Genomic DNA, 26,316 nt, shown 5'->3' with positions numbered 1-26,316 from the left:
AAGAAGCGCCTCGAAAACGAGGCGCTTCTTTGGTTTTAGCTCTGGCTGACTAAATCATGTTCATCACTAGGGTTACTAAAGAACAGTTTAGTCTCTTCAATAACAATATGACGCAGAGCAATCAAACCGATCAGGTTTGGTATTGCCATTAATCCATTCACAATATCGGCAATCAACCAGATCATATCCAGATGAAGGAAAGCTCCTGATGCAACCAACGCAAGGAAGATTACCTTGTACGGTAGAACAGCCTTAGTTCCAAGCAGGAAAACCACACATCTTTCACCATAATAGTTCCAACCAAGAATCGTCGTAAAGGCAAAGAACATCAGGCCAATTGTTACCATCATAGGTCCGATAGTCTCAGAGTTCAGGCCAACCGCAAAAGCGTGTGTTGTCATAGCAGCACCAGCAAAATCACTTTGCCACGCACCTGTCATGATCAGAGCCAAGCCTGTCATAGTACAAATGATGATGGTATCGAAGAAAGTACCTGTCATGGAGATCAAACCTTGACGAACACAAGAGTCGGTTTTAGCCGCAGCCGCTGCCATAGGCGCAGAACCGAGCCCTGATTCGTTCGAGAAGACACCACGGGCAATTCCCGACTGAATCGCCAGCATGATACTAGCACCCAAGAACCCACCTGTTGCTGCTGTTGATGTAAATGCAGACACAACAACTAACTCGATAGCGTTGAGTAGTTGATTTGCGTTTGAAACCAATACACTTGCACACGCCAGCACATAAAACACAGCCATTGCAGGAACAACTTTGCCCGCTACATTAGCAATTGATTTGATTCCGCCAATCGTAACCGCGGCAACCAACAGGGTGAGTACTACTGCAGAAGTGTTACGAGATACACCAAATGACAACTCTGATGCGTCAAGGATCGCGTTTACCTGCGGGAAGGTACCAATGCCAAAGCATGCAACACCAAGCGCTGAAATAGCAAAGAAAATAGCCAGGGCTTTCGAACCTACACCATACTGGAGGTAGTACATAGGTCCGCCAACCATCTGACCTTTGTCATCTGTCTTCCGGTATTTTACTGCCAGCAGACACTCTGCATATTTAGTTGCCATACCAAACAGTGCAGCAAGCCACATCCAAAATAGCGCGCCTGGTCCACCAAGCTTGATTGCCGTAGCGACACCAACTATGTTACCCGTACCGATTGTGGCCGATAATGCTGTACATAGTGCAGCAAAACTCGATACATCACCTTTTGAGTTGTTGTTTCCGGACTTGGAAAATACGAACTTTAAAGCGGTTGGCAAGTGACGAAACTGGAGTAAGCCTAAGCTAAAAGTGAAATAAACACCTGTACCAACAAGTAGAATAAGTAGTGGTGGTCCCCAGACAAAGCTGTCTATGGTTTGTAATAGAGATTGAATATCGTTCATGAGTTCCCCTTAATAAAACATAATATTTAAGGAGAAGAGGGAAAGGGTGGTTAATATAAATTAACCTTAAAACGCGCATGTATCAGAATACGAAGACGTATAGATCGGTCTTTCCACTCCTCTGTCCTTTGTACCTGAGAGTTTCACCTGATCATGGATCTGGCTTGCTCCTTCGGCGGCCGATTTAACGACTCTCTCCAGAGGCTTCTCCAACTACAGTCCCCGCGAATTGCTTCGCACCTGAAAGATTTACTTCTTCGGCGATATTTTGTTACTTATTCTTAACAAGAATGAAGCACGAAATACCTTCTCCTGTAGCCTTCATCGAAACAAACAACTGAACTTTGGTAAGTTACAGTTATTCTGTGTTGCGAATTCTACACAAAAAAATTTGTTTGTCATCACACTTTTTGATGATTGGATATTAATTCATCATTTACGATCTAATTAGCAGCTAATTGACGTAATACACTTATTTAAATGCTATAAATATAAGAAGTTAGGAGGAACTATGACTCGATTGTTAGCAATAGCAGCGCTATTGGCGTTGGCCGTGGTTTTGTTTAAATACCGAACCAACGAAAAAGTACAACGTGGTGTAGTCGTATCCGCAATTATCGGACTGGCTGTGTATACGGTTATGATCGTTTTGAGCGAGCTTTTTCGCTAAGCATAAATTCGGAGTATTGAGTGAACAGAGACAATGAAAACTTACATGAAGAAGATGATGTGGTCGTTATTGAAGAACGCGACAAGCATACCATTCTTTATATTGTGATTGCTGCGGTACTCGGGTTAGCGCTGGGTGGCCTAGCAGGTTCTGTACTCACTAAGGGTAAGTGGGAAACCGCTTATCAAGAACTTGAGCTTCAAATTGATGAGTTAAAGCAAGCCAAATCGCAGGTTGTCACTGAAGTTGAAGAAAAAGAAGCACAAATTGATTCTGAAATCGAAACGAGACTGACTGCAAAGTTAGAAAAAGAGCGAGAGATTCACGTTGAAGAGTTGGCCGCTTCTCAGGGTATGGTTACAGAGCTTGAAAAAGTGAACCTGGACCTCGAATCTCAAATAAGCGATTTAAGAGCGCAGCTTCAGGAATTAGAAAAAAGCATCTCGGATTTGAATAAACAGGGTGAGATGCAGGCAATTGTACTTGAGCGATCACGAGAACTCTTTCAACGAGAACTGTCAATCAAGCAAGAACTAGACAAACTACAAGCCGAACGAGAGCAGATTTTACCTAAGTTAGAGCGCTACAAAAAAGAGTGCGATATTTATTTAGATGGAAAATCCTGGGATGCATCTAAAGAGTCTTGTGATAAGCAGGACGAGGCAAATTCTAACTTATCCCAAATCGACCAAATGATTGAAGTGCATAAGCTCGATTTACTGGAAATTCAAAAAATTGCTGATTCAGTTGGAATATAATTGATAGGGTGTTTGCATAAAATGGAGCCGGCTCATGCCGGCTCTATTTGTTTGAGTGCGTTTTTGTAAGTAACAAAAGCAATTAATCCCCAACAGAACACTAAACCCCACAAATGTGCAATTTTGGGTATTACTTCAGACAGAGACGCGCCCATCTGATTGACGGCCAGGAAGGATTGAATTGCTAACGTCGATGGGAAACACTCCGATAACCAGACAATTAGTTCCGGTAGGCTTTCTGTCGGCCAGATAAAGCCAGCACTAAATATCAGGGGCATAGAGCTTAGTAAAACTACAACGGTAACTAACTCTCGCCTTGGAAGTATTGCTCCCAAAACGATGCCAATAAACACGGATGCAAGAATAAAGGGCGCAAGTATGAATAAAATCGCCTCTATACTGGCAAGTCTGACAATACTGTAGAACTCGAAGCTAGATCCCATGTAGTACATAGCAAGTACGTAGTAGATTATTGCAAATATCGTGGTACGAACCGTGATGATGGAAAGTGGTGATTTCTTATTCCAGTACCCATACCCGTACTTTTGTGTTCCACCTAATATTCCCACGCCCATAATGAGTGTCTGCTGTAAGATAAGGACAAATACAGCAGGGACAACATAATCGACGTATCCCACGGTAGGGTTAAATGTTGGCTTCAGGTTGCTACTTAGTGCGGAATGGTGGCTCGAAGCCGATGAAACAGACTCTCCCTCCATTAGCAATCGGCTAACCCGAGCTTGAGCTGCTAGCGTTCCTGAAGCTTTGGATAAACCTTCTACAATGGTGCCATACACCAAAAAGAAAGAAGCATCTCCGGCATAGGAGATGACGGGAGCGCGACCTAACAAAAGATCTTTATAGAAGTGTCTTGGAATAACAAATACGCCACTGACTTCTCCGGAGAGAAATCTTTGTTTTGCCTCTTCTATAGAGTAGCTTCGGTTAACGATTTTTATTTGTGGTGTCGCATCCACCATACGTTCTAATTGCCGGCTTACCGCACTGTTATCCAGATTTACTACAGAAACCGTTTGTTCTCTTGGGGTTTGATGTGAATAGGGAAGAGGATACAAGATAGAGTAAAAGAAAACGCCACCGAATATCGTCAGCAAGATAATTGGGTTTGAAAAAATTGCCTGAAGTTCGTGTTTAAGTAACTGAGAGAATGCCACGGTATTATCCCTCCGCACTTTGATGAATTTTGGCTAAATGTTTTTTACCCAATAGTGAAACGAGTGCGAAAGGTACCAAGTACCAAAGCATAGGCACTAGGCTTTCGATGGTAAGCCAGTTGGTGACGCCGTAACTAGACTGCGCTATCTGTGCCTCAATATAATGGCTGATTGGAAGTAAATCACGCCAGAACTGCGCTACGCTTCCCATGTCTGAAACTGGAAAGGTTACTCCCATAAAGGCAAAGCTTGGGGCAGTAAAGGCACCTGCAAAACTCATTGCTCTGGCTGGGTCCAGAGTAAGGAAATAAAAAAAACTTCCCATAAAAATGCACGCTATCGTGGTGACGAGCTGAGCAAAAAATAGTGCAGCAAAACTTCCATTCATCGGCCAGCCTAATATCACGTAAAAGAAAAAGGCAAATGCGACACCCTGAGCAAGATAAAATGGCAAATAGAATGATGATATGTTTAAAACCGATCGCAACACACCGGATTGAAGCATGGCTTCTAATCCGTAAATCCTGTGGTTTGCGGCTAAGGCCAGAATTGTTCCGACGACAATGATGATTTGCCAAATCGCAGGTACCGCTGCCCCAACTAAAAACTGGTTGTAGTTCGTATTTTTGTTGAACAGTGGCGTTATCTGGTTTTGTATCGTCACTGAACGTCCAAGCGCACTAGCAAAAGTGTTGTTCCCGGAAGTCAGAGCACTTACGGTACCTACCTTCACATTAAAGGTGCCAAGTACAGAAGCCGAAGCACTACTAATTAAGCGGCCGATCAGTATGTATTGACTGTTGTAAAAGATAGAAACCTGCGGCTGTTTGCCAAGATATACCTGTTCTGCAAAATCTCTGGGGATGGTGACGAAACCGTAAATCTCATTGTTTCTCATAGCGATTTTTGCTTCTTCGGTACTAACAAAGTGTTTTGTAACAGAGAGCGTTGGTGTCGCATCGAAATCTCGCACTAAAGATCTGGATAGTTGTGTCTCGTAATCAGATACCACACCAAAAGGAAGATCGCGTACGATGTTAGCAGAGAATATCTGCCAAACTAACAACGCAAGAACCACTGGTATCACTGTTAAACAAGCGATTAACCACCAGTCATTCCTGAGGACATGTAACTGCGATAATGAGTTGCCTTTCATATCTACAGCTCTACCGAGATACTCATACCAACACGCAAACCTTCAGTAGGTTCTACCGGTTTCGCTTCAACTTCGAAAGTACGCAGATCGAAGCCCTGGGTTGCGTCCGTCGAACGCCACGTGGCGAAGTTCCCCATTACAGAAATGTGGCTGACTTTGAAACGAACATCTTTGTCCAGCGCAGGTACAAATGCTTCAAACTCCTTGCCTTTATTGAAGTTCTTCAATAGGTCTTCCCGGACATTAAAGACTGCCCATGCATCGTTTAAGTCAACAACCGTAACAACTGGGAATCCCTGTGGCGCCAGCTCTCCTCCGTTAAGTAAGACCTGAGATACTTCACCATTAAACCAACTCTTGATTTGAGTATCTTCAGCGTAGGCTTCGACTTCCGCGACTTTACCGGCGGCCGCTTTTGCTCTGTCCGTCGCTGCTTTGATGGTTTCGCTTCTCGCACCTTCTTTGGCCATTTCATACATTTGATAAGCAGCACTTTCAGTGTATTTGGCAGCTTGCCATTGGGTCTGAGCTTCGTCACGGCGCTGCTCTGCTACGACACCATCTTTGTAGAGTGAATCAACACGCTTATAGGTTTTTTCTGCCAATTGTGAGGCAGCTTTAGCCGTTTGCCACTGATCTTTTGCGGCTCTGATCTGTTGCTCCCGGGCTCCATTTTCAGCTTCCTGCGCAAGGGCACTGGCAGCATCTTTGCCTGCTATCGCTTGCTCAAGGCGTGCATTAATCTCAGGGCTGTATATTGAGAAAACCAGATCGCCTTGTTTTATCTGATCACCTTTATGCACATAGACTTTTTCAATTCGTCCGGGAACCTTTGATGAAATGCTATATTGCTGAGCTTCAATCTGCCCCTGAAGCCTTACGGGTTGAGGTTGATATGCTTCGTAAAAGCTATATCCGATCCATCCGGCTACAGCGATGCCCGCTACAGCAAATACCGAAGATTTTACAGCGCTCATAGTTTCTCCTTAGTATTGCTGTTTTGGTTTGCGTCTAGTTCATATTTCATAAAGGTATCCATCTGGCCAGAAACTGCCAGCAGACCGTTCAGGGCGATAAGGTAGTTATATTTTGCGACAAGTTGTTGAGTTTCGATCTGCGCCATATATAACTCAGCATCAACAACATCAAGCGATGTCGATAGTCCCTGACTAAAAGCTTTATTTCGAAGTTTAAGATTTTCGCGTGCAAGATTGAGACTTGAGTTTAAACCCGTGGCTTCTTGCATTGCCTGCTCGGCCTGAAAGTAAGTTTTTTTTACCAGTACGGTGAGATCCTGATTAGCCTGTGCTTTAAGGTGATTGACTTGAAGCAAGGTTGATTTAGCTGCCTGAACATTTTCACTTCGACCGGATGAATCGATAAGCGGGATACTGACACCCACACCGACTAACCAATCGGGCGTCATCTTGTTTGCCAGCTCTTCACCTTCATAAAGTGTGTAGTTGCCGTAAAGATAGACCTCCGGGTAGTAAGTGCCTTTCTCCACATTTATCAAATTGGTGGCTTGTTTTTGTTTCGCACTCAGTAAATCCAGCCCCGGATAAGTCGCCAGCGTTTGCTCAATAAAGAGTTCTACCTTGGGTAACGACTCGTTGATAAACAGGTGAGTATCAGGTGAGACCATTTGGGCTTGGTTGAGGATTTCCGTTAACGCAGACTGTGCAATTTCTAAGTCTTTTTCAGCGGACTTTCTTTCTACTATCGCATGATCTAAAGAGGCTTCTGCCTGAAGGCGTTCTACCTTTGCTATCTGCCCTTGATCCTGGAGCTTTATAGCGAACTCCAGGTGCTTTGATAAACCTGCTTCAACGGTTTTTCTGGTCTCTACAACAGACTTCGCAAGCACCACACTAAAATAGTAGCGAGCGAGATCCTGATAGCGATGCATAGTTTCCATTGCGAGATCAGCAACGGCTTCATCAGTCTGGCCCGACGCAATATTCTGAGCGGAAGAAATCCGGCCACCAGTATAAATAGGCCAAACTGCTCTTACGGATGAGTTAAATACGTCTCTCTCAGCTATCGTAGAAACTGGGTTGCCGGTGATGCCCATATTTTTTAAAACAGCAGATAAGGTTGCTGCGCTTTTGGCGTCAAGACTATGGAGGAGATCATCGCCAGATAGGCTAACGTCGTCATCCAGTCGGGTATAAGTCGCACCAAGCGTTACAGAAGGATAGTTTAAGCTGTCTTTTGATTTTTCGTTTTGTTTGTAGCGTTCAACATTGGCGCGTTGAGCAGCAATTGAGTTGTTATTTTGCTGCAGTACATGCCATGCATCGCTAAAGCTTATTGGCTGAGCATAAACACTAGTGCATGCGCCAGCTACAAAAAAAGCCAGTAGACCTGACTTGAATCGCTTTGAATTCATGGTAACTAAATCATCAAATTGGAGAATCATTAGAGTATAAACTCTAATTTAAAATTTATTCAGTGCGTCACACCAATAAAATGAAAAAAACTTTGTCCAAATTTACACTTTTTCCTTAATGTAGATATATATGTAACTTTTATGTAAATAATCTGTTTATTGGAAGAGGTGAGTGTGAACTGGAGCAGTATTGGTTTCAGAAAGCGTCTGATACTTATCATGACCTTTTCCGGGCTTATCCAACTTTTAGTCCTTTCTTGGTCGGGATTCTTCTACATTCTTAACAGCCAGCAACAAGATATGGGGCAAAAATGTATGGTACGCCCCAGTTTTGCAAGTAGATAACTTAAAATAACTGAGCTGGTTTGCGCCAATGTATTCAGAGTCTATATGGACTTTTATTCATTAGTCCCGCTCTACGATGAGATCCGCGCCAGATTGTCCTCATAAGCGTGAAAGCACTACTTAAGTTGCTGTTTTGCCCCTCAGGTCTTCAATCTGGTGGTCTGACCGTCTTGTCATCTTTCATTATCATTTGCAAACTTGGTTTAAACTCTTACTTCAAACGGTTTTCGTGTTGCCATAACTGACCAAGATATTCGGGCCAATTTATTAGCCAGTGCCACAACAGCTACATTAAACGGTTTCCTGCGTTTCATTTCAGTTAACCAAGGGCCAAAGTACCGCTCTACCGAGGAATCTCGCCATAGAATTGACCTCGCAGCGTGAATGAACAGCTCTCGCAGTTCTTTGTTTCCACGCTTTGATATACCAAGCATTCGAGGCTTACCCCCTGTTGAGTACTGATAAGGTACTAAACCAATCCACGCAGCAAAGTTTCTTCCATTTGAAAAGTCTTGTGGATCACTTACCGCCGACAAGCAGCAAGAAGCCGTCATAGGTCCTATGCCTGGAACACTCTGCAATAAACCCATGAGTTCATTCCCTTCGTTAAGCTGTTCAAGTTTCTTCTCTTGCTCTTTTATCCATTGGTTTAAGAGATTGTAATAATCTAGTTGCTGTCTTAATTCCATAATCAATAGTGGTGGTACAGGCTCTTTTTTATCTGCCAACCACTGAAAAAGCCCTTTCATGTAATGATGGCCACGGGGAAAGCTGATACCAAATTCAAGAAGCATAGAGCCTATTCGATTCATACAAGCAGTTCGTTCTTTAATATAACCAGACCGAATCCTACGGATTGCTATAGCTACCTGTGCTTGCTCACTCTTTGGCGAAACAAACCTCATCTTAGGTCGCATAGCTGCTTCTGCTATTGCATCAGCATCAATGAAGTCGTTTTTGTTCGTTTTGACGTAAGGCTTTACATATTGTGCAGGGAGCAGTTTAACGTGATGACCATATTCCTGACATTTTCGAGCAAACCAATGGCACCCACCGCATGACTCCATTGCTACGATGACTGGTTCATGAACTGAAAGTAGCTGAAGTGTTTTCTGTCTGGATAGTTTTTTGCGAAAAGTCTCCCGGCCCGAAAAATCGTGGCCGACAAGATGAAAAACATGTTTTGCTAAGTCGATGCCGATAATGTGTGTGTTGAGCATGATGGTCACCTTTTCCCTTTCCTCAATACTATCGAGTGTAGTGGAATGAAGGGGCGTACCATCTAATTAGCATTAGGCGTTTCCCAGTTTCTTGCCAAGTCCGACAGAGTGATCGCAGCGGTTAATAGTGGATCTGCGATTCACCTGAAACAGGAGATACGAGATTTCACAGAGCATATTGGAGCAACTTTCATCGTGATCGGTGATAAAAAAGGTGTGCGGTTGCTACATCCTTTGGATGAACGAATAGGTTTGCCGATGAAAGGAGGTGACAACACTAGAGCCTTGCAAAATGGTGAGTCGTACATTTCAGCGGCGGTAGGGTCTTTGGGCAAGTCGGTGCGAGGTAAAACAGCAATTTTCGATAAGTCCGGAAACATTATTGGCGTTATCTCTGTTGGTTATCTGCTGGATTCACTAGAAGATCGAGTAGAACCCTTTCTCTATTTTCTGATCTCTTTGGCATTGGTTGTACTAGCCGTTAATACGCTGTTGGCTATTTATGTATCGAAGAGATTTCAAAAAGCGATACTTGGATTCGAACCCGAAGAAATAGGAAAACTGTATGTGGAGCTGGACGTTACTCTCAGTACGATTGAAGAAGGTGTTGTCAGTATTGATAAAAATGGTGTTGTTCGTTCAGTCAACAAAAGTGCGTGTGAAATACTAAAGTTAGATCGTGAAAATATAGTTGATAGGCCTGTAGAAATAGCTTTGCCGGGTAGTGATTTAGGGGATGTTCTAGAGACAGGAAAAGCAGAACATGACGCCAACTTATACGTCAATGAGCAAAACATAGTCGCTAATAGAAATCCAATAATGGTAGATGGAAAAGTTTATGGGGCGGTATCAAGTTTCAGACGACGTGATGAGATATCAGAGTTAACACAACAACTCGCTCAGACAAAGCGTTACGCAGATATGCTGCGTTCGCAAACGCACGAGCATCGAAATAAACTGAATACAATCGCTGGCTTAATTCAAATGAATGAAATGGAAGCGGTTAACACGTTAATAGGGCAAGAAAGTGAGCACTATCAAAGCATGATTTCGTTTATTCGCTCAGCGATCGACGATCCTCTGGTTGCTGGATTGATTCTGGGCAAAGCGGAAAGGGCGAGAGAGTTAGGGTTAGAGCTTAGCATCGAAAACGGATCGAGGCTTTCTGAGTTGCCAGACAACATTAATGCTGAAGATATTACGACGATACTAGGCAATCTGATAGACAATGCATTTGATGCCACTTTGAGTTACAGCGCAAGTGATGAAGCTGCCAGAGTCATCGAACTTTCGGTATCAGATTTTGGTACAGAAATAATCTTAGAAGTAGAAGACTCTGGTGCAGGTTTGCCGGAAGGGATGGCGACGGCTGCTTTGCTAGATCGGGGCGTTTCAACAAAATCAGCGGATTCTAGTAATCCTGGTAACAGAGGAGTGGGACTGTTTTTGGTGAACCGACTTATCAAGCACTACGGAGGGCAACTTGAGATGATGGCACTAAGTCCAACGGGTACTCGTGTAACCGCATATATACCTAAGGAAAGGAAGAAATGAAGACTAGGGTAGTAATAATCGAAGATGACCCAGCAATCGCAGAGTTGCATCAGAAGTATCTGCAACAGATGAACGGAATAGAGATTCAAGGGATAGCAACATCGGTAATGGAAGCAAAGCTCTTGCTTGAGGTTTACACCCCAGATTTGATATTGCTCGACGTATTTCTGCCTGACGGTACTGGTTTGGAACTGCTGCGGGCGCTAAGACAAGATGGAAAAGAGAGTGATGTCATCTTGATAACTGCTGCCAGAGATGTTGATACGCTGCAAGAAGCGATGAGAGGCGGGGTGGTTGATTATCTTTTAAAACCGGTGATGTTTCCGCGTCTTAAGGCGACATTGGAAACTTATTTGGGCAAGAGAGAAAAGCTCAGTCATACGACCGATATCGATCAAGCGATGGTAGATAAGTTTTTGAGTACAGAGTCAGCCTCATCAGAGACATCCAGTTTACCAACTAAAACTGTTCTGCCGAAAGGAATAGATGCAGTGACTTTAGATAAAATTCGTGCACTGTTTAATTCACAAGATGACTTTACTGCGGATGTAGCAGGTGAGGCGATTGGAGCAAGCAGAACAACAGCAAGGCGTTACCTAGAGTTTCTGATCACCAATGGCGAGTTAGAGGCTGACTTAAGCTATGGTACGGTGGGCAGGCCAGAACGTAGTTACAGAAAAAAACGGCAAGCTTTTTAATGGCTTGCCGTTCTGTTAGTTTGATGTACAGATATTAAGATTTGACCACTTTGCTTTTTGCTCTAAACGTTTTAGTGGCAGCCACAAACACGGGGCTGAGTAACACTAGAAGTGCGATAAACGTAAAGATGAGTGTGAGAGGACGTTCCCATAGGAAACTAAGCTCACCGTCTGAGATCATGAGTGCGCGTCGTAAGTTTTCTTCCATCAAGCCACCCAAGATAAAACCAAGCAAGAGCGGTGCGAGCGGGAAGTTAGCCAGCCTCAATGCGATCGCTGCAACCGCGATTATCAGCATGATAAACACATCCATGGTGTTGAATGAAACCAGATAAACGCCGGTAATAGAGAAAAACAATATCATAGGTAGCAATACGGTTCTTGGTACTGCTAACAGCTTCGAAATATAGGGAATCAAAGGCAGGTTCAGAATAACCAGCACAATATTGCCAAAATACATTGAGATAATGACCGACCAGAAAACCTCAGGGTTATCGACAAAGAGCCTTGGTCCGGGTTGAATGCCATAGGCAATTAGAGCCCCTAACATAATTGCGGTCGTACCTGAACCTGGAATACCCAGAGTTAATAGTGGTACGAACGACCCGCTAGAGGCGGCATTATTGGCGCTCTCAGGCGCAACTAACCCACGAATGCTCCCGTTACCAAACTCTTTTTGCTTATTTTTCGGAGCCAGATTTCGCTCCATTCCATAACTAAGGAATGCTGCAATAGTGGCACCGGCGCCTGGCAGGACACCGGTAAAAAATCCTACGATAGATGAACGGATTGAAACTGGGGCAACTTCTTTGATTTCTTCTTTGGTCACCTTCATGCTGCCGATGTCGCTCATCTTTTGCTGTTCTTCAGAGCGGGTATCGGCTTCAGGTTTCAGTATACCCATTAGTGTTTCGCCTAGAGCAAAAGTCGCCATTGCGAGCAGCAAAAAGCTGAAGCCATCCATCAGGTCAGTCAGGCCGAAGGTAAAGCGTTCAACACCTACGCCTTTATCCAGACCAACGGTTGATAGCATTAGCCCGAGAATGGTCATCATCCAGGCTTTAATCACTTGTCCTTTCCCTGCGAATGCAGCTACCGCGGAAAGGCCAACAAGCATTAATGCAAAATAATCCGATGACTGGAAACTGAGCGAAACACTCGCAAGCGCGGGTGCGGCAACAAGCAGCATAATTGCAGAGAGGGTCCCACCAGTAAATGACGAGTATGCGGCAAGAGCCAGTGCCTTACCCGCCTGGCCTTTTTGCGCCATGGGATAGCCATCAAAAGCCGTAACCACAGTGGAAGAACAACCAGGCGCGTTAATCAGGATTGAAGAGGTTGATCCACCAAATACGGCTCCGTAATAAACACCGGCCATTAGAATGAGCCCTGATGAAGGTTCTAGCCCATAAGTAATTGGGATCATTAAGGCAATCGCAGAGATAGGCCCCAGACCTGGCAACATTCCGATAAAAGTGCCCACAAAACAACCAACTACCACCATTAGAATATTGAATGGCATAACAGCAGTGGAAAGACCTGCAAAGATTCCTTCTAACATGATTGCTCTCCTAGAACAGCAGGAACAGATAACCAGGTTCTAAATAAATATCGAGAACCTGCGTTAACAAAAGATAAAAAGCGACGACAAAGGGGAAAGATACCCCAAAAAGAACAGACTTTCGTCGTTCTCCAAGCAGATAGAAGCCAGCCATCAAAAACAGGCTTGTTGCGAGCACAAATCCAAGATAGGTGAGGCCCAATCCGTAAAGTGCCATGAGCGCGATAAAAGCGAGCAACAACTTCCAGTTGAAGCTTAGTATGGCGCCGCTATCGGTGTCTGGTTTTGCGGTTACCAATAGAATTAAGGACAGAACAACACCTATTGCGGTTAATAGAGTAGGGAGTGTTCTCGCAGTGAAAGGTTCATACTCGTCCCCTGGAAACATGGGTATGAGAGAGGTTTGATAACCGTAGCAAAGGCTAACGATAAGAAATATCATTGCCCCGATACGATCTCTGTATAACAAAGGGTTAGATTGAGCGGCCACAATTGAACTCCAGATAAAAATGACACCTGACCTTAATGATTCAGGTCAGGTGTTGCTTATTTATTATTTAAGAAAGCCAAGCTCACGCATCAGTGAACCCATAACTTCTTCTTGATCTTCAAGGAACGAATAAAATTCCTGATCTGGTTTGTAATTGTCGATCCAACCATTTCTATCTCTGACCACTGCCCACTCACTGGTTCCGTACATCTTGTTTAGTGCTTGGTTATATTCAGCGATTTTTTCCTTACTGGTTCCAGGAGCTGCAAAGAATCCACGCCAGTTAGCAAACACAGTTTCATTACCGTATTCGGTTAGCGTTGGGACATCTGGTGCGGCCGGCAGACGTTTAGGTGCGGTAACTGCTAAGATCTTAACTTGACCGGATTTAGACATTTCTAAAACTTCGCCAAGACCGGTCGAAAGCAGCTGAGTTTCTCCTGAGAGTAGGGCTGCCGTCGCTTTACCACCAGCATCATAAGAGATGTAGCGTACGGCTTTAGCATCAAAACCTTCTCCCTTGAACGCTGCTGCAACAACAAGGTGATCCATGCTGCCTCTGGCGGAACCTCCGGCTATTTTCACTTTACGAGGATTTTCTTTGAAGTCGGCGACGACATCTTCCCATGTGTTGTACTTTGAGTCAGGAGAGGTAACGATAGCGCCGTAATCAGCAATGGTGGCGGCTACAGGAGTTAAATCTCTGAATGATTGTGGAAATACCCCAGTGAGAGAGCGTACAACAATCGGTGTGGAGTTCACCATCAAAGTGTCGCCTTGGCGCGCTGCGGTTTCTATCAGGTGAGCAATGGCCTTACCACCGCCGCCTCCTGAAAGGTTCTGGAATGAAACTTTGTCGACAATCTCTGCTTTAACAAGCGCATCACCCGTTCCTCGGGCTGTCATATCCCAACCACCGCCTGCGCCACCAGGGATGAGAAAGTGAATTTTTTCCATGTCTGCTGCGAAGGCATTCCATGAAAGTGTTGTCGCTATCAAGGTTGATACAAGAACAGGTTTAAACATCGTTACATTCCTTTTGTCTACTTAACTTATTCACGTTGTTCCCGGTAGTTGTAGCGCCGGGTTTATTATTAAAAGCAGTAGAAATGTTACATTATGGTTAACGTATTTATTAGATTATGGAGATAATGAGATTTAGCTCTTTTCTGTCTATTTTGTTCATAAAGTTCACGCTAATGGACCTTTCTTATTAGACCTTGGTAGTAATTGTCGACAATGTGCTTGTAATTCTCCCGTTACATAGGCTATTTTCTGTACATAACGGTTACATTGTTAACATTTATGTAAAGAGGTGAGTGTCAGGTGAGTAATATTGTCGACAAAGTAGACTTTAAAACGTCAGACAAAGAAGGGACAAAGTCCCATAACCTGACGGAGTATCTGGTTGAAGCCATTGTGGAAGGCGATTTGCCTTCGGGGGCGAAGATATCTGAGCCTGAGATAGCGAAGAAGCTGGGTGTTAGCCGCGGCCCGCTTCGCGAAGCCATTATGCGTCTTGAAGGCCTTGGGTTAATTGAGCGAATCCCTCATGTAGGTGCTCGTGTCATCACACTTTCACAGGAACACCTATGTGAGTTATATGCGGTTCGTGAGTCTCTTGAAGGTATGGCTGCCCGGCTTGCAGCTCGCCATATATCCAAGAGTGAAGTGAATCAGCTAGAGTCATTGTTAGACACTCACTCCCAATACATTGACGACGTCGATGGAAAGTCCTATATCCATCAACAGGGTAACTTCGATTTCCATTACCAAATCATTAAAGCGAGTCGTAATAGCAAGCTTGTATCACTGCTTTGCGATGAACTGTACCACCTATTGAGAATGTATCGCTATCAGTCTCCTTCAACGCACTCTCGACCTTCACACGCTTTAGATGAGCATCGCATGATTCTGAATGCCATTAAAAACCGAGATGAAGAGTTAGCAGAGTTGCTGATGAGAAGGCACATATCTGGTAGCCAAATCCTAATTGAACAACAGATGAAAACTGCAAAGGAGAATGCGTCATGAGTCCGGGGAAAAAATTCAGAGTTGCCGTTCAGGAAAATGATCCTCTACAGATTGTCGGCACTGTAAACCCGTATTGCGCCATGATGGCAAAAAATGTCGGACATCAGGCAATTTACTTATCTGGAGGTGGTATTGCCAACGCCTCTTATGGACTGCCTGATCTCGGTATAACAACATTGAACGATGTACTTGTTGATGTTGATCGTATCACTAACGCTTGCGACCTGCCTCTTATGGTGGATATCGACACGGGTTTTGGCGGTGCTTTCAACATTGCCCGCACCATCAAAGCGATGGAAAAAGCAGGTGCTGCCGCTGTGCATATGGAAGATCAGGTAGCGCAAAAGCGCTGTGGACACAGACCTAACAAAGCGATTGTTAGTCAGGAAGAGATGGTTGACAGAGTCAAAGCTGCTGTTGATGCCCGAAATGACAGTGATTTTGTCATTATGGCTCGTACCGATGCGCTAGCGGTTGAAGGTATCGATTCTGCTATTGAGCGAGCAATTGCGTGTATCGAAGCCGGTGCGGATATGATTTTTCCGGAAGCGATGACAGAACTCGAGCAGTATCAGAAATTCTCTTCTGCGCTCCAGTCAGCCACAGGTAAACATGTTCCGATTTTAGCCAATATTACTGAGTTTGGTCAGACGCCACTTTACGGTGGTGAAGAGCTGGCTGCTCACGGTGTGGATATGGTTTTGTATCCGTTAAGTGCATTCCGTGCGATGAACAAAGCAGCAGAGATGGTTTACGCACATTTGCTGGAAACAGGTAACCAGGAAGCCATGGTTCCGCACATGCAAACGCGTAAAGAGCTTTACGCACACCTGAATTATCACGACTACGAAGACAAACTGGATAAGTTGTTTTCACAAAAATAACAACGAATGACTAAACATTTATTAACTACTTATTTATTAAATATTTATCTACTAATCAATACGTAAACAATGCGGTGAGTACATCGCAACACTGGAAAAGGAGTTCGTCATGCCTGACAAGAAACTAGGTGGCGCAGGATTACGAGGACAGAGTGCCGGAACAACATCGTTATGTACCGTAGGGAAGAGCGGAACTGGGCTAACCTATCGTGGTTATGACATTACCGATTTAGCGAATAACGCACAGTTTGAAGAAGTAGCTTACCTGCTGCTGCAAGGTCACTTACCGAATCAAAAAGAGTTAGATGACTATAAAACGCGACTGGTTGGTCTGCGTGGTCTTCCGGCGGAGCTAAAATCCGCGCTAGAGCTGATTCCTAAAGAAGCGCACCCGATGGATGTTATGCGTACTGGCTGTTCAGTGTTGGGTAATCTTGAACAGGAAATGGATTTTTCTGAGCAGCAGGCTGCTACGGAAAGAATGCTGGCGGTTTTCCCTGCCATTATCTGTTACTGGTATCGTTTCAGTCACGATGGTGTGCGAATCGACACGGAAGATCAGTCCGAAGATACGATTGGTGGTTACTTCCTGAAACTGCTTACCGACAAAGAACCGACAGAACTGCATAAACAAGTCATGCACTGTTCACTAATTCTTTATGCTGAGCACGAGTTTAATGCATCGACATTTGCAGCGCGTGTTTGTGCTTCAACTTTGTCTGATATCCACTCTTGTATTACAGCTGCGATAGGCACACTTCGCGGTCCGCTTCATGGTGGTGCGAACGAAGCAGCCATGGCGATGATTGAGAACTGGACGTCTCCAGAAGAAGCTGAAGAAAAAACAATGGCGATGCTTGAAGCCAAAGAGAAAATTATGGGCTTTGGACATGCGGTATATCGTGAATCTGATCCTCGAAATGCGCTTATCAAACGTTGGTCCAAAGAGCTTTCGCAGGCGGTAGGAGATACCCATTTATACGCGGTTTCTGAACGTGTCGAATCAGTGATGAAGCGTGAAAAAGATCTTTTCTGTAACGCTGACTTTTTCCATGCTTCGGCTTATCACTTTATGGATATTCCAACCAAATTATTTACCCCAATCTTTGTAATGAGCCGTTTGACGGGGTGGGCTGCACACGTTTACGAGCAGCGTGCCAATAACCGAATCATTCGTCCAAGTGCGGACTATGATGGACCTGAACATCAGGATTGGTTACCAATCGAGCAGCGTTCTTGATTGTAAGGTAATAAGTTGAATCAGCAGGCAGCGTTTTATAGGTGCCTGCTGATGAGAAATATCATGGATGGAAGCTATGAATACCCAGTTCAGAAAGAAATTGCCCGGGAGCAATGCGGATTTTTACGATACCAGAGAGGCAGTCAATAATATTTCACAAGGCGCTTATGAAAAGTTGCCATACACGTCCCGAGTTCTGGCGGAGCAATTAGTTCGTCGCTGTGAACCTGAAGCGCTAACCGATAGCCTAAAACAGCTAATAGAACGCAAACGCGATCTGGATTTCCCCTGGTATCCGGCACGGGTGGTTTGTCATGACATTCTGGGTCAGACGGCTCTGGTGGATTTGGCTGGTTTGCGAGATGCTATTGCAGAGCAAGGTGGCGACCCTTCGAAGGTAAACCCTGTTGTTGAAACACAATTGATTGTCGACCACTCTCTTGCTGTTGAGCATGGTGGCTTTGACCCAGAGGCATTTGAGAAAAACCGTGCGATTGAGGATCGACGCAATGAAGACCGATTCCATTTCATTGAGTGGTGTAAAACCGCATTTGAGAATGTCAGCGTAATTCCTGCGGGCAATGGCATCATGCACCAGATCAATCTGGAGAAAATGTCTCCGGTTATCCAGTTAAAAGATGGCGTTGCTTACCCGGATACCTGCGTTGGTACGGATAGCCATACTCCACATGTTGATGCGCTTGGCGTGATTGCCATTGGTGTTGGTGGTCTTGAAGCGGAAACCGTTATGCTTGGCCGTCCATCAATGATGCGACTGCCGGATATTGTCGGTGTGAAGCTAACTGGTAAGAGAAAGCCCGGAATTACTGCCACTGATATTGTTCTGGCGATTACAGAGTTTTTGCGCAGTGAACGTGTTGTTTCCTGTTACCTTGAATTCTTTGGTGAGGGTTCTAAAGATCTGACGATCGGAGACAGAGCGACTATCTCGAACATGACGCCAGAATATGGTGCCTCCGCGGGTATGTTCTACATCGATGAACAAACCATTAACTACCTAAAACTAACTGGTAGAGATGAAAAACAAGTCGAGTTAGTAGAACAGTACGCTAAACACACGGGTTTGTGGGCTGATGACTTAGACACGGCAGAGTATGAGCGTGTACTGGAATTTGACCTTTCTACTGTTGAAAGGAACATGGCTGGTCCTTCTAATCCACATCGTCGTTTACCGACATCTCAGCTTTCAGAGAAAGGCATTGCTCAGAGTTGGGATCAAGAGGACGGTCTATTACCAGATGGCGCCGTGATCATTGCTGCCATAACCTCTTGCACCAATACAAGTAACCCAAGAAACGTGGTTGCAGCAGGTTTATTGGCGAAGAAAGCGAACGAACTGGGCCTGGTACGCAAACCATGGGTGAAAACCTCATTCGCGCCAGGTTCTAAAGTGGCAAAACTGTATCTTGAAGACGCTGACTTGTTGCCTGAGTTGGAAAAACTTGGCTTTGGTATCGTGGCTTATGCTTGTACTACCTGTAATGGTATGAGTGGCGCTCTGGACCCTAAAATCCAAAACGAAATCATCGAGCGTGATTTATATTCGACAGCGGTACTTTCAGGCAACCGTAACTTCGATGGCCGGATTCATCCATACGCTAAACAAGCATTTTTGGCTTCCCCACCTTTGGTTGTGGCTTATGCTTTGGCTGGTACCATGCGTTTTGATATAGAGCGTGATGCCTTAGGAACCGATCAAAATGGCAATCCAATATATCTCAATGACTTATGGCCGTCCGATGCTGAAATCGATGCAGTCGTAAACAAGCACGTGAAGCCAGAGCAGTTTAACCAGATCTACATTCAGATGTTTAAGCTGGATGACGATGTTGAAAAAGGCTCTCCGCTTTATGACTGGCGTCCACAAAGCACCTATATCCGCAGGCCTCCATATTGGGAAGGCGCACTAGCCGGAGAGCGCACGCTTTCATCGATGAGACCACTGGCGATTCTTCCTGACAATATCACAACGGATCACTTGTCGCCTTCTAATGCCATTCTTGCAAGTAGCGCTGCCGGTGAGTATCTGGCGAAGATGGGGCTTCCGGAAGAGGACTTTAACTCCTATGCAACGCACCGTGGTGATCATTTGACAGCACAGCGCGCGACGTTTGCTAACCCTAAGTTGTTCAATGAAATGGTTCTGGAAAACGGTGAAGTCGTGCAGGGTTCATTGGCTCGTGTCGAACCAGAGGGCAAAGTGACTCGCATGTGGGAAGCGATTGAAACCTATATGAACAGAAAGCAGCCTTTGATTATTGTTGCCGGTGCTGATTATGGTCAGGGTTCGTCCCGTGACTGGGCTGCAAAAGGGGTACGTTTGGCCGGTGTCGAAGCCATTGCAGCTGAAGGTTTTGAGCGAATCCACAGAACCAACTTAGTCGGTATGGGTGTGCTTCCACTTCAATTCAAAGACGGTGTAACACGTAAGACTTTAGAGTTGGATGGAACCGAAACTTACGATGTGGTCGGAGATATCAAACCGGGGACAGACCTTGCTTTGGTTATCACCAGAGCAAATGGTGAGAAGCTAGATGTTGCCGTGACATGTCGACTGGACACCGCGGATGAAGTTTCAGTGTACAAAGCGGGTGGTGTACTTCAACGCTTTGCTCAAGACTTCCTCGCAAGCTAGGAGAGTGAATATGACGACGCATACAACGACTATTCGCTCTCAGGTTCGTGTCCCTGCTACTTATATGCGTGGTGGGACTAGCAAGGGGATGTTCTTTAATCTGGAAGATCTTCCTGAAGAAGCTCAACAGCCAGGCTCTGCTAGAGACAAGCTATTTTTGAGAATCATAGGAAGCCCGGATCCTTATGCGAAACAGATTGATGGTATGGGAGGAGCAACTTCAAGTACCAGTAAGACTGTTATTGTTTCTAAAAGCACCCAGCAGGATCACGATGTAGATTACTTGTTTGGACAGGTCTCCATAGACAAAGCATTTGTCGACTGGAGTGGCAACTGTGGAAATCTTTCTGCTGCAGTCGGGCCGTTCGCCATCCAGAGTGGCTTGATCCCAGAGGATCGTATCCCTGAAAACGGCACCGTCGTAGTGAAGGTGTGGCAGGCCAATATCAGTAAATCTATCCATATTCATGTGCCAATCGTAGATGGCTGTGTTCAGGAAACCGGAGAGTTTGAGCTGGATGGTGTGACCTTTCCTGCGGAAGAGATTCAGGTTGATTTTCTCGATCCGGCAGATGGTGACGGTTCCATGTTCCCAACCGGGAATTTGATTGATGATTTAGAGGTTCCTGGTGTGGGGTCGATGCAGGCAACCATGATCAGTGCCGGCATACCAACGGTGTTTATCGATGCTTCATCCATCAATTACAAAGGCACTGAGTTGCAAGACGATATCAACAACGACCAACAAGCACTGAAGATGTTCGAAACCATCCGTGCTTATGGTGCGCTCAAGATGGGACTTATTAGCGATATTTCTGAAGCGGAGCAGAGGCAACACACACCTAAAGTGGCGTTTGTGGCCAAGCCAGAAAGCTATGTTTCTTCGAGTGGCACCAGAGTAGAACCGAATGATATCGACGTGTTGGTGCGTGCTTTGTCCATGGGCAAGTTACATCACGCCATGATGGGAACTGCGGCTGTCGCGATTGCGTCGGCTGCGAGTGTTCCGGGAACTCTGGTGAATCTGGCCGCTGGTGGCGGTGAGAAAGAGTCAGTCACTTTTGGTCACCCTTCAGGAACACTAAAAGTCGGAGCAAAAGCAGGAAAAACAGATAAAGGCTGGGTAGTGGAAAAAGCGATCATGAGTCGCAGTGCCCGGGTAATTATGGAAGGTTGGGCGCGAGTACCGCGTGAAACTATATAAGACATACTGGAGGAAGCAATATGTCTGCCTACGAAAAAGAGTATCAATTCTCAATAGAACAACCGGAACAGTTTTGGAAACAACAGGCTGAACAACTTTCCTGGTATAAGTTCCCGGAAACTATCCTTGCAAAGGATGAAAATGGCATTGATCGTTGGTTTGTCGACGGTGAGATGAATACCTGTTACATGGCACTGGATTACCATGTTGAGCAGGGGCGTGGTGATAAAATCGCCATGATATATGACTCTCCGGTGACGTTAACCAAGAGAAAGTATACCTACCTACAGTTGCGAGACCAAACAGCCAAAGTAGCGGGTATGCTGGCAGAGCAGGGGGTCACTAAAGGGGATCGTGTCGTTATTTATATGCCAATGATCCCAGAAGCAGCCATTGCGATGCTTGCCTGTGCGAGACTTGGTGCGATTCACTCTGTGGTGTTCGGTGGTTTCGCACCAAACGAACTTGCGGTTCGAATTGAAGATGCCGAGCCAAAAGTGATCATGACGGCCTCATGCGGTATAGAGATTAATAAGGTATTGCCATATAAGCCTCTGGTTGATAAAGCGATTATGGACAGTCGCTGGAAGCCAGAAAAAGTGATTCTGTTCCAGCGTAAGGAAGAAGAAGCAGAGCTGAATCATGAGCGCGACGTCGACTGGAAAGAAGCGGTAGAGAATGCCAAGCCACGTGACTGTGTGCCAGTTAACTCGCTCGATCCACTCTATATTCTTTATACTTCGGGTACGACAGGTAAACCCAAGGGCGTGGTGAGAGATAATGGCGGCCACGCTGTTGCCATGAAGTACAGCATGAGTACTGTCTACAACATCGATCAGGACGGTGTGTTCTGGGCAGCTTCTGATGTTGGTTGGGTGGTCGGTCACTCTTATATAGTATACGCTCCGCTAATCCATGGATGTACAAGCATTATGTACGAAGGAAAACCTGTTCGCACTCCTGACCCGGGTGCGTTCTGGCGTGTGTGTGATGAGTACAAAGTTAACGCTCTGTTCTCTGCACCAACTGCATTTCGTGCGGTTAAAAAAGAAGATCCGAACGGAGAGCACTTGCTGAAGTATGACATCTCTTCCGTTGAGAACATCTTTATGGCGGGGGAACGATTAGATCCGCCAACATTGGAGTGGGTTGAACAACAAACCTCTAAACCGGTTATCGACCACTGGTGGCAAACTGAAACGGGCTGGGCTATTTCAGGCAACCCAACGGGAATCGAAACGATGGCGGTGAAACCGGGTTCTGCAACCAAGCCTATTCCGGGATTCAAAGTAGAGATTCTGGATGAGTTAGGTGAACCTACTACTGCAAACCAACAGGGATTTGTTTCATTGAAACTTCCTTTACCACCAAGTTGTTTACCAACGGTTTGGAGAAATCACGACAGGTTCGAAACTGGGTATCTGAGTCAGTTTGAAGGCTATTACGTTTCAGGTGATGGTGGTTATCTTGATGATGACGGATATCTGTTCATTATGGGCCGTATTGATGATGTCATTAATGTCGCTGGACACCGACTCTCTACCGGTGAAATGGAAGAGATTGTTGGCGGCCACCCTGCAGTTGCAGAATGTGCGGTTGTAGGTGTTCACGATGACCTTAAAGGTCAGCTACCACTGGGTTTCGTGGTGTTAAAAGACGGGGTGAAGGTCGACGATCTTCAGTTAGAAGGTGAGTTGGTTGGCAAGGTGCGCGAAGAGATTGGTGCGGTTGCTTGTTTTAAACACGCACTGGTGGTGGATCGACTGCCGAAAACTCGTTCAGGCAAGATCCTTCGTAAAACCATTCGTCAGATAGCCGATGGTGAACAATATACGGTTCCCTCAACCATCGATGACCCTACGAGTCTGAATGAAATCGAGAAGGTATTGCATCAGTAAATAAAATTATACTGATTGCTATAATTTTAGGGGCGATAACTTAAAAGTTATCGCCCTTAGCTTTTGTATGTATACTCTAGTTAATATCTTGTTATTCAGGTTCTTATTGTGAATACACCAACCATCCGTCCCGCTCGGTTAACAGACTTAGATGTGCTAAATGAGCAGATGTATTTGCTACATCAATATCATCACCTTGCACAGCCAGAACATTTTAAAACGCCTGAAGAAGTTCAGTTAGAAAAAAACATATCTACTTATCTAGATGATCCTCAGTGTTTAATTTATGTAGCGGAAGTCGAGGGCGCGATAGTTGGTTTCGTTACAGGGCATTTTTGTGAACTGCTATCAACCATAAGTAAGCCGGTTCAGATGGGCAGCGTCGATGAATTGTATGTTTACCCAGAATATAGAAATATGGGCGTGGCAAAGCGCCTAATATTGAAAATGGAAGAGATGTTTGAAGACTTTGGCGTGAAGCAAGTCTTTGTGGAAGTGTGGGATTTTAACCAGTCTGCTATCAATTTATATAACAAGATGGACTTTAAAAATCACATTCATTATTTAAGGAAAACACTCAAAAATTGAATAACCTACTTTGTTTTGATTGTATTTCGCTCTAACATTTATGTTGTCAATAAATGAAAGCTAGGATTATGCGGGTAATTAAAGAGTGTATAAGCAGTACCTAAACAGCTGTCAGTTTTTCAAGATATGTTTTCTGTGCATCGTAACTCTTGCTCAGCTCTTTTCTGTATCTGTAACTCGCGCGTCTGAACCTGCTGAGCTTGCTCTCAACGTTCAACTTACAGGTGAAGAGCAAAGATATTTAATCTTAAAGAAGAAGATTACTTTTTGCGGTGATCCTGATTGGATGCCGTATTCAAAAAATGTCAGCAATGAATTGATAGGTATGACGGCTGACTACGTCAATTTGTTCTCAACTACATTAAACATTCCATTTGAGTTTGTGCCAACTCACTCATGGGGTGACACATTGAAGGTTGCTAAATCCCGTGATTGTGATCTTGTGACTGCCCTGGTTAACAAACCTGATAGACGAGAGTACTTGGACTTCACGGAAGGCTATCTTGATACCTCACTTGCGCTGGCGACACTGTCAAACGCACCTATGATTGACAACCTAAAAGCGTTGGATGGGAAAGCGGTTGCGGTTGTAAAAGGCTATGCGTCCACGACTTATATTCGCCAAAGTTACCCTAACCTGAAACTCATTGAAGTTGCCAACCTGGAGCAAGGGTTGGAACTGGTCGCTGACGGTAAATCCTATGGTGTGGCCGGTACTTTAGGTGTTCTTGCATACATAATACAAAATCACTACTTTGAAAGAATAAAGATCAACGGGACATTTGCTGATAGTTGGAAACAGTCCATTGGCACCAGAAATGACGAGCCTTTGCTTCATAATATTATGAGCAAGTTAGCGAACGCGATTCCGGAAAGCACTCATCAGCGAATATTCAATTTTTGGTTGTCTGAATCGGTGATAAACCACAGTCCAAATGAACTTACTTTTAATGAGCTGGAGTTTATTGAAAGCAATCCTACAATTCGCTTTCGCGTCCGGCCCAATGGTGCACCATTCGAATATCAAGAGAATGGTGAAGCCAAAGGGCTTGCCGTTGATTACATCACACTGATAGCCAACCAGATAGGATTCAACGCAGAGTTTGTTGCCACAGAAATGACACCATCTCAGGCCATCGATGAGATAGATAAGCAAGAGCGTCTATTTGATACCGTAACCATGATGGTGAAATCTGAGGAGAGGAGTAAAAGGGTTCTTTTTGGTGACGTATACCTTTCGTATCCCATGGTCATTATCAGTCATAAAGATTCGTCGTTTATTAGTGCGCTCACAGAGCTGAAGTCAAAGACAGTTGTGCTAGAACGCGGCTATCTAACCAATAAATGGCTCGCAAGAGATTATCCTGATATTCAAGTTATCAACGCAGTGAACTCTATGGAAGCACTTAGAGTCGTTGACGAAGGAAAGGCTGACGCCTACATAGGAAACCTGGCTATTGCCAATTATTTAATGGCAAGTGGCGAGTTAAAAAATATCAAGGTTGCTGCGCCAACAGAGTATGGCAACGTTCACTTTAGCTTTGTTGCTCCAAAGCAATGGCCCGAACTCGCCTCTATTTTGTCGAAAGGGTATAAAAACTTATCTCCGTCTGATCATATGTTGATCCGGGAAAAATGGTTTACGTTGCATAAGGTTGAAACCATCGATTACACATTGTTGTTAGTAGTGCTTATCGCAGCCACAATGCTATTAGTTGCAAGTGCGGTATGGAATACCCGTGTCAGAAGAGAAAAGCTTCATACTGAACAGGCATTGGAAAAACTGCAGGAAGTACAGGATGTGTTAAGGCAGAAAAACGAAGAGCTGAAATTGCTGTCTGATACCGATGCGCTGACAGGATTGTGTAACCGAGCGAAAATCGAGTCAGTTTTACATGAGGAGATTCAAACCGCTAAGCGATACGATTCTCATGATTTAGGTGTCGTCATGGTCGATATCGACAGGTTTAAGTCCATTAATGATACTCATGGGCACCAGACCGGAGATGAGGTCTTAAAGCATACCACCAGACTGTTTAAAGAAAGCATTCGCTCTGTTGACTATATCGGCCGTTGGGGTGGGGAAGAGTTCTTAATTGTTTGCCCCCATACCGATAAAGAAGGTGTGATGAAGTTGGCTGAGCATTTACGGGAACTACTTGAAGCTTGTGAACAACTGCTGCCGGAAGATGAAAAGATTACCGCGAGCTTCGGCTCAGCGACATATGGTGCAGACGACACGGCTGATAGTCTTGTATCCCGTGCGGATAAAGCGCTTTACCTATCTAAAAATAACGGCAGGAACAGGGTTTCTTATCTGTAAGTACTAACCAGCAAACCTATGAAACTCATGAGCTATAGTTGATAAGTTTGCTGGTGGCGTG

At 44.8% G+C, this 26,316-nt stretch carries 20 protein-coding genes, 1 pseudogene and 1 riboswitch; of the genes and pseudogenes, 12 read left to right on the top strand and 9 right to left on the bottom strand.

Annotation, left to right across the window (positions count from 1 at the left end):
• Positions 1–35: 35 nt before the first annotated feature.
• The gene (locus SNR28_RS18160) at positions 36–1,409 is read right to left on the bottom strand and encodes an alanine/glycine:cation symporter family protein (RefSeq protein ID WP_375749953.1); all 1,374 of its coding nucleotides are present in this window, start codon (positions 1,407–1,409) and stop codon (positions 36–38) included.
• A 111-nt stretch (positions 1,410–1,520) separates the two neighbouring features.
• Positions 1,521–1,620: riboswitch (glycine riboswitch) on the bottom strand.
• A gap of 300 nt (positions 1,621–1,920) precedes the next feature.
• Between SNR28_RS18160 and SNR28_RS18155 the strand changes: the two genes are divergently transcribed.
• Positions 1,921–2,079 (top strand): hypothetical protein, encoded by a 159-nt coding sequence (locus SNR28_RS18155; RefSeq protein ID WP_375749952.1) that lies wholly within the window; start codon positions 1,921–1,923, stop codon positions 2,077–2,079.
• A 20-nt stretch (positions 2,080–2,099) separates the two neighbouring features.
• Entirely contained in the window at positions 2,100–2,837 is a 738-nt protein-coding gene (locus SNR28_RS18150) for a chromosome partitioning protein ParA (protein ID WP_375749951.1), read from the top strand.
• 32 nt (positions 2,838–2,869) lie between these two features.
• On the opposite strand, the gene SNR28_RS18145 is transcribed toward SNR28_RS18150, so the two are convergent.
• The 5 genes from SNR28_RS18145 to SNR28_RS18125 all read right to left on the bottom strand — a co-directional run bounded on the left by SNR28_RS18145 (position 2,870) and on the right by SNR28_RS18125 (position 9,125).
• A complete protein-coding gene (locus tag SNR28_RS18145; RefSeq protein WP_375749950.1) occupies positions 2,870–4,012 on the bottom strand; it encodes an ABC transporter permease in 1,143 nt (380 codons plus the stop codon).
• 4 nt (positions 4,013–4,016) lie between these two features.
• Entirely contained in the window at positions 4,017–5,168 is a 1,152-nt protein-coding gene (locus SNR28_RS18140) for an ABC transporter permease (protein WP_375749949.1), read from the bottom strand.
• 2 nt (positions 5,169–5,170) lie between these two features.
• Positions 5,171–6,145 (bottom strand): HlyD family secretion protein, encoded by a 975-nt coding sequence (locus tag SNR28_RS18135; RefSeq protein WP_375749948.1) that lies wholly within the window; start codon positions 6,143–6,145, stop codon positions 5,171–5,173.
• The gene (locus SNR28_RS18130) at positions 6,142–7,560 is read right to left on the bottom strand and encodes a TolC family protein (RefSeq protein WP_375749947.1); all 1,419 of its coding nucleotides are present in this window, start codon (positions 7,558–7,560) and stop codon (positions 6,142–6,144) included. The genes SNR28_RS18135 and SNR28_RS18130 overlap by 4 nt, the downstream gene beginning before the upstream one ends.
• Before the next feature lie 548 nt (positions 7,561–8,108).
• Positions 8,109–9,125: an IS110 family transposase gene (locus SNR28_RS18125; protein WP_375748966.1), complete on the bottom strand. Its 1,017-nt coding sequence runs from the start codon at positions 9,123–9,125 to the stop codon at positions 8,109–8,111.
• A 69-nt stretch (positions 9,126–9,194) separates the two neighbouring features.
• On the opposite strand from SNR28_RS18125, the pseudogene SNR28_RS18120 reads away from it, so the two are divergent.
• Positions 9,195–10,679, top strand: a pseudogene (locus tag SNR28_RS18120) (ATP-binding protein); the annotation flags it as partial.
• Positions 10,676–11,377, top strand: a complete 702-nt coding sequence (locus SNR28_RS18115; RefSeq protein ID WP_375754062.1) for a response regulator — start codon at positions 10,676–10,678, stop codon at positions 11,375–11,377. The pseudogene SNR28_RS18120 and the gene SNR28_RS18115, both read left to right, overlap by 4 nt.
• Before the next feature lie 34 nt (positions 11,378–11,411).
• On the opposite strand, the gene SNR28_RS18110 is transcribed toward SNR28_RS18115, so the two are convergent.
• From SNR28_RS18110 to SNR28_RS18100, 3 genes are all read right to left on the bottom strand, one after another.
• Complete coding sequence (locus SNR28_RS18110) at positions 11,412–12,938, bottom strand: tripartite tricarboxylate transporter permease (protein WP_375754061.1); 1,527 nt, start codon at positions 12,936–12,938, stop codon at positions 11,412–11,414.
• A 10-nt stretch (positions 12,939–12,948) separates the two neighbouring features.
• Positions 12,949–13,380, bottom strand: a complete 432-nt coding sequence (locus SNR28_RS18105) for a tripartite tricarboxylate transporter TctB family protein (RefSeq protein ID WP_375754116.1) — start codon at positions 13,378–13,380, stop codon at positions 12,949–12,951.
• A 111-nt stretch (positions 13,381–13,491) separates the two neighbouring features.
• Complete coding sequence (locus tag SNR28_RS18100; RefSeq protein ID WP_375754060.1) at positions 13,492–14,454, bottom strand: tripartite tricarboxylate transporter substrate binding protein; 963 nt, start codon at positions 14,452–14,454, stop codon at positions 13,492–13,494.
• Between the two features lie 300 nt (positions 14,455–14,754).
• Here SNR28_RS18100 and SNR28_RS18095 point away from each other — a divergent pair, with 300 nt between their 5' ends.
• From SNR28_RS18095 to SNR28_RS18060, 8 genes are all read left to right on the top strand, one after another.
• Positions 14,755–15,462, top strand: coding sequence for a GntR family transcriptional regulator (locus tag SNR28_RS18095; RefSeq protein WP_375754059.1), 708 nt, complete (start codon positions 14,755–14,757; stop codon positions 15,460–15,462).
• Positions 15,459–16,346, top strand: a complete 888-nt coding sequence (gene prpB / locus SNR28_RS18090) for a methylisocitrate lyase (protein WP_375754058.1) — start codon at positions 15,459–15,461, stop codon at positions 16,344–16,346. The genes SNR28_RS18095 and prpB overlap by 4 nt, the downstream gene beginning before the upstream one ends.
• 109 nt (positions 16,347–16,455) lie before the next feature.
• Positions 16,456–17,586, top strand: a complete 1,131-nt coding sequence (gene prpC / locus SNR28_RS18085) for a 2-methylcitrate synthase (RefSeq protein ID WP_375754057.1) — start codon at positions 16,456–16,458, stop codon at positions 17,584–17,586.
• Positions 17,587–17,662: 76 nt separating this feature from the next.
• Positions 17,663–20,242 carry a Fe/S-dependent 2-methylisocitrate dehydratase AcnD gene (acnD, locus tag SNR28_RS18080; protein ID WP_375754056.1) on the top strand — a complete coding sequence of 860 codons (2,580 nt, stop codon included), beginning with the start codon at positions 17,663–17,665 and terminating at the stop codon, positions 20,240–20,242.
• A 10-nt stretch (positions 20,243–20,252) separates the two neighbouring features.
• The gene (gene prpF, locus SNR28_RS18075; protein ID WP_375754055.1) at positions 20,253–21,446 is read left to right on the top strand and encodes a 2-methylaconitate cis-trans isomerase PrpF; all 1,194 of its coding nucleotides are present in this window, start codon (positions 20,253–20,255) and stop codon (positions 21,444–21,446) included.
• A gap of 20 nt (positions 21,447–21,466) precedes the next feature.
• Complete coding sequence (locus SNR28_RS18070; protein ID WP_375754054.1) at positions 21,467–23,344, top strand: propionyl-CoA synthetase; 1,878 nt, start codon at positions 21,467–21,469, stop codon at positions 23,342–23,344.
• A 108-nt stretch (positions 23,345–23,452) separates the two neighbouring features.
• Positions 23,453–23,932, top strand: coding sequence for a GNAT family N-acetyltransferase (locus SNR28_RS18065; RefSeq protein ID WP_375754053.1), 480 nt, complete (start codon positions 23,453–23,455; stop codon positions 23,930–23,932).
• An 85-nt stretch (positions 23,933–24,017) separates the two neighbouring features.
• Positions 24,018–26,255 (top strand): diguanylate cyclase, encoded by a 2,238-nt coding sequence (locus SNR28_RS18060; protein WP_375754052.1) that lies wholly within the window; start codon positions 24,018–24,020, stop codon positions 26,253–26,255.
• The last annotated feature ends 61 nt before the right edge of the window (positions 26,256–26,316 follow it).

Origin of the sequence: Vibrio iocasae (genome assembly GCF_042245395.1) — a bacterium.
Taxonomy (GTDB): domain Bacteria; phylum Pseudomonadota; class Gammaproteobacteria; order Enterobacterales; family Vibrionaceae; genus Vibrio; species Vibrio iocasae.
Note: the sequence above shows the minus strand (reverse complement) of the source record. Positions and strands in the feature narration are given on the sequence as shown.

Coding starts and splice junctions, on each gene's coding strand:
- SNR28_RS18160 (WP_375749953.1), bottom strand. CDS start 1,409: ATGAACGATATTCAATCTCTATTACAAACCATAGACAGCTTTGTCTGG.
- SNR28_RS18155 (WP_375749952.1), top strand. CDS start 1,921: ATGACTCGATTGTTAGCAATAGCAGCGCTATTGGCGTTGGCCGTGGTT.
- SNR28_RS18140 (WP_375749949.1), bottom strand. CDS start 5,168: ATGAAAGGCAACTCATTATCGCAGTTACATGTCCTCAGGAATGACTGG.
- SNR28_RS18135 (WP_375749948.1), bottom strand. CDS start 6,145: ATGAGCGCTGTAAAATCTTCGGTATTTGCTGTAGCGGGCATCGCTGTA.
- SNR28_RS18130 (WP_375749947.1), bottom strand. CDS start 7,560: ATGAATTCAAAGCGATTCAAGTCAGGTCTACTGGCTTTTTTTGTAGCT.
- SNR28_RS18125 (WP_375748966.1), bottom strand. CDS start 9,125: ATGCTCAACACACACATTATCGGCATCGACTTAGCAAAACATGTTTTT.
- SNR28_RS18115 (WP_375754062.1), top strand. CDS start 10,676: ATGAAGACTAGGGTAGTAATAATCGAAGATGACCCAGCAATCGCAGAG.
- SNR28_RS18110 (WP_375754061.1), bottom strand. CDS start 12,938: ATGTTAGAAGGAATCTTTGCAGGTCTTTCCACTGCTGTTATGCCATTC.
- SNR28_RS18105 (WP_375754116.1), bottom strand. CDS start 13,380: ATGATATTTCTTATCGTTAGCCTTTGCTACGGTTATCAAACCTCTCTC.
- SNR28_RS18100 (WP_375754060.1), bottom strand. CDS start 14,454: ATGTTTAAACCTGTTCTTGTATCAACCTTGATAGCGACAACACTTTCA.
- prpB (WP_375754058.1), top strand. CDS start 15,459: ATGAGTCCGGGGAAAAAATTCAGAGTTGCCGTTCAGGAAAATGATCCT.
- prpC (WP_375754057.1), top strand. CDS start 16,456: ATGCCTGACAAGAAACTAGGTGGCGCAGGATTACGAGGACAGAGTGCC.
- acnD (WP_375754056.1), top strand. CDS start 17,663: ATGAATACCCAGTTCAGAAAGAAATTGCCCGGGAGCAATGCGGATTTT.
- prpF (WP_375754055.1), top strand. CDS start 20,253: ATGACGACGCATACAACGACTATTCGCTCTCAGGTTCGTGTCCCTGCT.
- SNR28_RS18070 (WP_375754054.1), top strand. CDS start 21,467: ATGTCTGCCTACGAAAAAGAGTATCAATTCTCAATAGAACAACCGGAA.